The organism is Cellulomonas triticagri (assembly GCF_003696205.1).
GTDB classification, from domain to species: domain Bacteria; phylum Actinomycetota; class Actinomycetes; order Actinomycetales; family Cellulomonadaceae; genus Cellulomonas; species Cellulomonas triticagri.
In genome coordinates, this window is sequence record NZ_RFFI01000188.1 from 1 (window position 1) to 4459 (window position 4459).

The following is a 4459-nucleotide window of genomic DNA, read 5'->3' on the forward strand; positions in this document are numbered from 1 at the left end:
CGGGGTCGTGGCGTCCGCCGCGCGGGCGGCTTCCGGCGCACCGGCGGCATCCCCGCCGGCAGGCGCCCCGTCCGCACCCGACCCCGCGACCACCCGGACCAGCGCCGCGTCGGCGAGCAGCCGCTCCGCCCGGGACGCGTCGGCGAACCCGGCGCGCGTCAACCGCCCCGCCAGCGTGCTCCCCCGCCCGACCGACGTGCTCACGCGCACCTCCCCAGGGGCTCGACTCAGAGCATGGGGAGGAAGCGGCGCAGCTCGTACGGCGTGACCTGCGCGCGGTAGTCCTCCCACTCCTGCTTCTTGTTCCGCAGGACGAAGTCGAAGACGTGCTCGCCCAGGGTCTCGGCGACGAGCTCGGACTTCTCCATCACGGAGATGGCGTTCTCGAGCGTCGCGGGCAGCGGCTCGATGCCGAGCGCGCGGCGCTCGGCGTCGGTGAGCTCCCACACGTCGTCGTCGGCGCCCTCGGGCATCTCGTAGCCCTCCTCGACGCCCTTGAGGCCCGCGGCGAGCAGCACCGCGAACGCCAGGTACGGGTTCGTCGCGGAGTCCACGGCGCGGTACTCGATGCGCGCGGAGTTCGACTTGCCGGGCTTGTACATCGGCACCCGCACCAGCGCGGACCGGTTGTTGTGGCCCCAGCAGATGTACGACGGCGCCTCGGAGCCGCCCCACAGCCGCTTGTAGGAGTTGGTGAACTGGTTCGTCACCGCGGTGATCTCGGCCGCGTGCCGCAGCAGGCCCGCGATGAACGAGCGCGCGGTCTTGGACAGCTCGAGGTGGCCGCCGGGCTCGTGGAACGCGTTGCGGTCGCCCTCGAACAGCGACAGGTGCGTGTGCATGCCGGAGCCGGGCTGGTCGGCCATCGGCTTGGGCATGAAGGACGCGAACACGCCCTGCTCCAGCGCGACCTCCTTGACCACGGTGCGGAACGTCATGATGTTGTCCGCGGTGGTCAGGGCGTCGGCGTAGCGCAGGTCGATCTCGTTCTGGCCCGGGCCGGCCTCGTGGTGGGAGAACTCCACCGAGATGCCCATGGACTCGAGCATCGTGATCGCCGCGCGCCGGAAGTCGTGCGCGGTGCCGCGCGGCACGTGGTCGAAGTAGCCGCCCTGGTCGACGGGGACGAGCGGCTGCGACGGGTCGGCCGGGGCGTCGAACAGGTAGAACTCGACCTCGGGGTGCGTGTAGAAGGTGAAGCCCTTCTCGCTCGCCCGGGCCAGCGCGCGCTTGAGCACGTTGCGGGAGTCCGCCAGCGACGGCTCGCCCTCGGGGGTGAGGATGTCGCAGAACATGCGCGCGGTGCCGTGCCGCTCGCCGCGCCACGGCAGCACCTGGAACGTCGTCGGGTCGGGCTTGGCGATCATGTCCGCCTCGTACACCCGCGTCAGGCCCTCGATCGAGGAGCCGTCGAAGCCGATGCCCTCCGAGAACGCCGCCTCGAGCTCCGCCGGCGCGACGGCGACGGACTTCAGCGTCCCCAGCACGTCGGTGAACCAGAGGCGGATGAAACGGATGTCGCGCTCCTCCACGGTGCGGAGGACGAACTCCTGCTGCCTGTCCATGGGGACATCCTGCCTGATGCCCGGCCCGGCGGGGGCGCGCACGCGCCGGGCGGCTCGGTCGCTGGGCCCTTCCACCCGGCTCTAGGCTCGGGGCATGCCCGACCAGCCTGCCCTCCGCGTCGCCCTCGCCCAGATCGACACCTGCGTCGGCGACCTCGCCGGGAACACCGCCGCGGTGCTGGACTGGGCCCGCAAGGCCGCCGAGGCCGGCGCGGACCTCGTGGCGCTGCCCGAGATGACCGTGACCGGCTACCCGATCGAGGACCTGGCGCTGCGCGCGTCGTTCCGCCGGGGCGCCGAGGCGGCCCTCGCCGACCTGGCGCGCGACCTCGCGGACGCCGGGCTGGGCGACCTCACGGTCGTCGTCGGGACGGTCGGCACGGCCGCGACGCGGGAGCACGACGGCGCGCCCGCGCGGCCCACGAACCAGGCGGTCGTGCTGCGCGACGGCGCCGTGCAGCAGCGCTACGACAAGCACCACCTGCCGAACTACGGCGTGTTCGACGAGTTCCGGATCTTCGCCCCCGGCGGCGGGCCCACGGTCGTGGAGGTCGCCGGGCGGCGCGTCGGGCTGCTGATCTGCGAGGACATCTGGCAGGACGGCCCGGTCGCCGAGCTCGCCGACGACGACCTCGACCTGCTGCTCGTCATCAACGGCTCTCCCTTCGAGGAGGGCAAGGGCCACATCCGCACCGACCTCGCCGGGCGCCGCGCCGCCGAGGTCGGGGCGCCGGTCGCCTACGTCAACATGGTCGGCGGCCAGGACGACCTGGTGTTCGACGGCGGGTCGTTCGTCATCGGCACCGACGGGGCCCTGCTGTCGTCCGCGCCGCAGTTCGTCGAGCACCTGCTGGTGTGGGACCTGCCGCCGCGCGGCACCGCCCCCGCCCGGGGCGCGCTCGCCGCGCCGCTCGACCCCGACGAGGAGATCTACCGGGCGCTGGTCACGGGCCTGGCCGGGTACGTCCGCAAGAACGGCTTCCGCTCCGTGGTGCTCGGCATGTCGGGCGGCATCGACTCCGCGCTCGTCGCCGCCATCGCGGCCGACGCCATCGGCGGGGACCGCGTCGTCGGCGTGTCGATGCCGTCGCGCTGGTCCTCCGACCACAGCAAGGACGACGCCGCCGACCTCGCCCGCCGCGTCGGCGCCGACTACCGGGTGCAGGCCATCAAGCCGATGGTCGACGCGTTCGAGGGCGAGATGGCCCTCGACGGCGTCGCGGCCGAGAACCTGCAGGCCCGGGTGCGCGGCGTCATCCTCATGGCCCTGTCCAACGCCGAGGGGCACCTCGTGCTCGCCACCGGCAACAAGACCGAGCTCGCCGTCGGGTACTCCACGATCTACGGCGACGCCGTCGGCGGCTACGCCCCGCTCAAGGACGTCGACAAGTCCCGCGTCTGGGCGCTGTCCCGGTGGCGGAACAACCACGCGCTCGACGCCGGGCTGATCCCGCCGATCCCCGAGAACTCCATCACCAAGCCGCCGTCCGCCGAGCTGCGCCCCGGCCAGGTCGACCAGGACTCCCTGCCGCCCTACGACCTGCTCGACGAGGTGCTGGACGCCTACGTCGAGCACGCCGAGGGCCGCGCCGAGCTGCTGGCCCGCGGGTTCGACCCCGAGGTCGTCGACCGCGTGCTGTCCCTGGTGGACCGCGCCGAGTGGAAGCGCCGCCAGTACCCCCTCGGCCCGAAGGTCACGGCGCTCGCGTTCGGCCGGGACCGTAGGCTCCCCATCACGACGCGCTGGCGGGAGCCGATCGCCACCGCCGCCTCCGACGAGGCCGCCGAGCGCGCCACCGGCACGACCCTGGAGCAGCACCGATGACCGACCAGCCGACCCCCGCCGCCACCACCCCCCGGCGGGTGCGGGTGCACCACCTCGCCGAGGCGAAGGAGCGCGGCGAGAAGCTGACGATGCTCACCGCGTACGACTACGCCGTCGCCCGGATCTTCGACGAGGCCGGGATCGACCTGCTGCTCGTCGGCGACTCCATCGGCAACACCATGCTCGGCCACGCCTCGCCGATCCCGGTCACCGTGGACGAGATGCTGCCGCCGACCCGCGCCGTCGTACGGGCCGCGAAGCGCGCGCTCGTCGTCGCCGACCTGCCGTTCGGCTCCTACGAGGCCGGGCCCGAGCAGGCCCTCGCCACCGCCGTCCGCTACCTCAAGGAGGCCGGCGCGCACGCCGTGAAGTTCGAGGGCGGCGTCCGCGTCGCCGCACAGGTCCGCGCGCTCACCGACGCCGGGATCCCGGTCGTCGGGCACCTCGGGTTCACCCCGCAGTCCGAGAACACCCTCGGCGGGCACCGCGTGCAGGGCCGCGGGGACGAGGCCGCCGAGCGGCTCGCCGAGGACGCCCTCGCGCTGCAGGAGGCCGGGGCCGTCGCCGTCGTGCTCGAGATGGTGCCCGCGCCCGTCGCCGCGCGCGTCACCGAGATCCTGCACATCCCCACCATCGGCATCGGCGCGGGCGCCGAGTGCGACGGCCAGGTCCTCGTCTGGACCGACATGGCCGGGATGTCCGACTGGTCGCCGCGGTTCGCGAAGCAGTTCGCCGCCGTGGGCGCGCTGCTCGGCGAGGCCGCGCGCTCCTACGCCGCCGAGGTGCGCGGCGGGCAGTTCCCCGACGCCGACCACTCGTTCCTCAGCTGACCGGGTCGGGCACCCCGGCCCCGGAGCGGGCGCGGCTCGGGCGGACGCTGCTCGGCGGCGCGACGCTGCTCGTGGTCGCCGCCGGGCTCGGGGTGCTGCTCGCCCCCGAGCGGGTGGGCGGCCTCGCCGGGGTCGCGCCCGTCGCGCAGGTGATCGCGCTGCGCGGGCTGCTGGCCGTCGTGCTGCTGCTCGGTGCGCTCGCGCTCGTCGGCGTCGCCGGGGCGCTCGTGCGGCTCGGC

The 4459-nt window shown here is 74.2% G+C and carries 4 protein-coding genes; 2 read left to right on the top strand and 2 right to left on the bottom strand.

Features of this window, described 5'->3' with window-relative positions:
• A partial coding sequence (locus tag EBM89_RS19590) for a hypothetical protein (protein ID WP_147463637.1) occupies nt 1-204 on the bottom strand: 204 nt, incomplete at its 3' end.
• Between the two features lie 23 nt (nt 205-227).
• The gene (locus EBM89_RS19595; RefSeq protein WP_122151269.1) at nt 228-1565 is read right to left on the bottom strand and encodes a glutamine synthetase family protein; all 1338 of its coding nucleotides are present in this window, start codon (nt 1563-1565) and stop codon (nt 228-230) included.
• Between the two features lie 94 nt (nt 1566-1659).
• Between EBM89_RS19595 and EBM89_RS19600 the strand changes: the two genes are divergently transcribed.
• Both EBM89_RS19600 and panB read left to right on the top strand, forming a co-directional pair.
• Nucleotides 1660-3390: an NAD+ synthase gene (locus tag EBM89_RS19600; RefSeq protein ID WP_122151270.1), complete on the top strand. Its 1731-nt coding sequence runs from the start codon at nt 1660-1662 to the stop codon at nt 3388-3390.
• A complete protein-coding gene (panB, locus tag EBM89_RS19605) occupies nt 3387-4220 on the top strand; it encodes a 3-methyl-2-oxobutanoate hydroxymethyltransferase (protein ID WP_122151271.1) in 834 nt (277 codons plus the stop codon). The genes EBM89_RS19600 and panB overlap by 4 nt, the downstream gene beginning before the upstream one ends.
• Nucleotides 4221-4459 lie beyond the last annotated feature (239 nt).

What these genes read in the sequence shown, in the direction of transcription:
- EBM89_RS19595 (WP_122151269.1), bottom strand. Translation starts at nt 1,565, where the DNA reads ATGGACAGGCAGCAGGAGTTCGTCCTCCGCACCGTGGAGGAGCGCGAC.
- EBM89_RS19600 (WP_122151270.1), top strand. Translation starts at nt 1,660, where the DNA reads ATGCCCGACCAGCCTGCCCTCCGCGTCGCCCTCGCCCAGATCGACACC.
- panB (WP_122151271.1), top strand. Translation starts at nt 3,387, where the DNA reads ATGACCGACCAGCCGACCCCCGCCGCCACCACCCCCCGGCGGGTGCGG.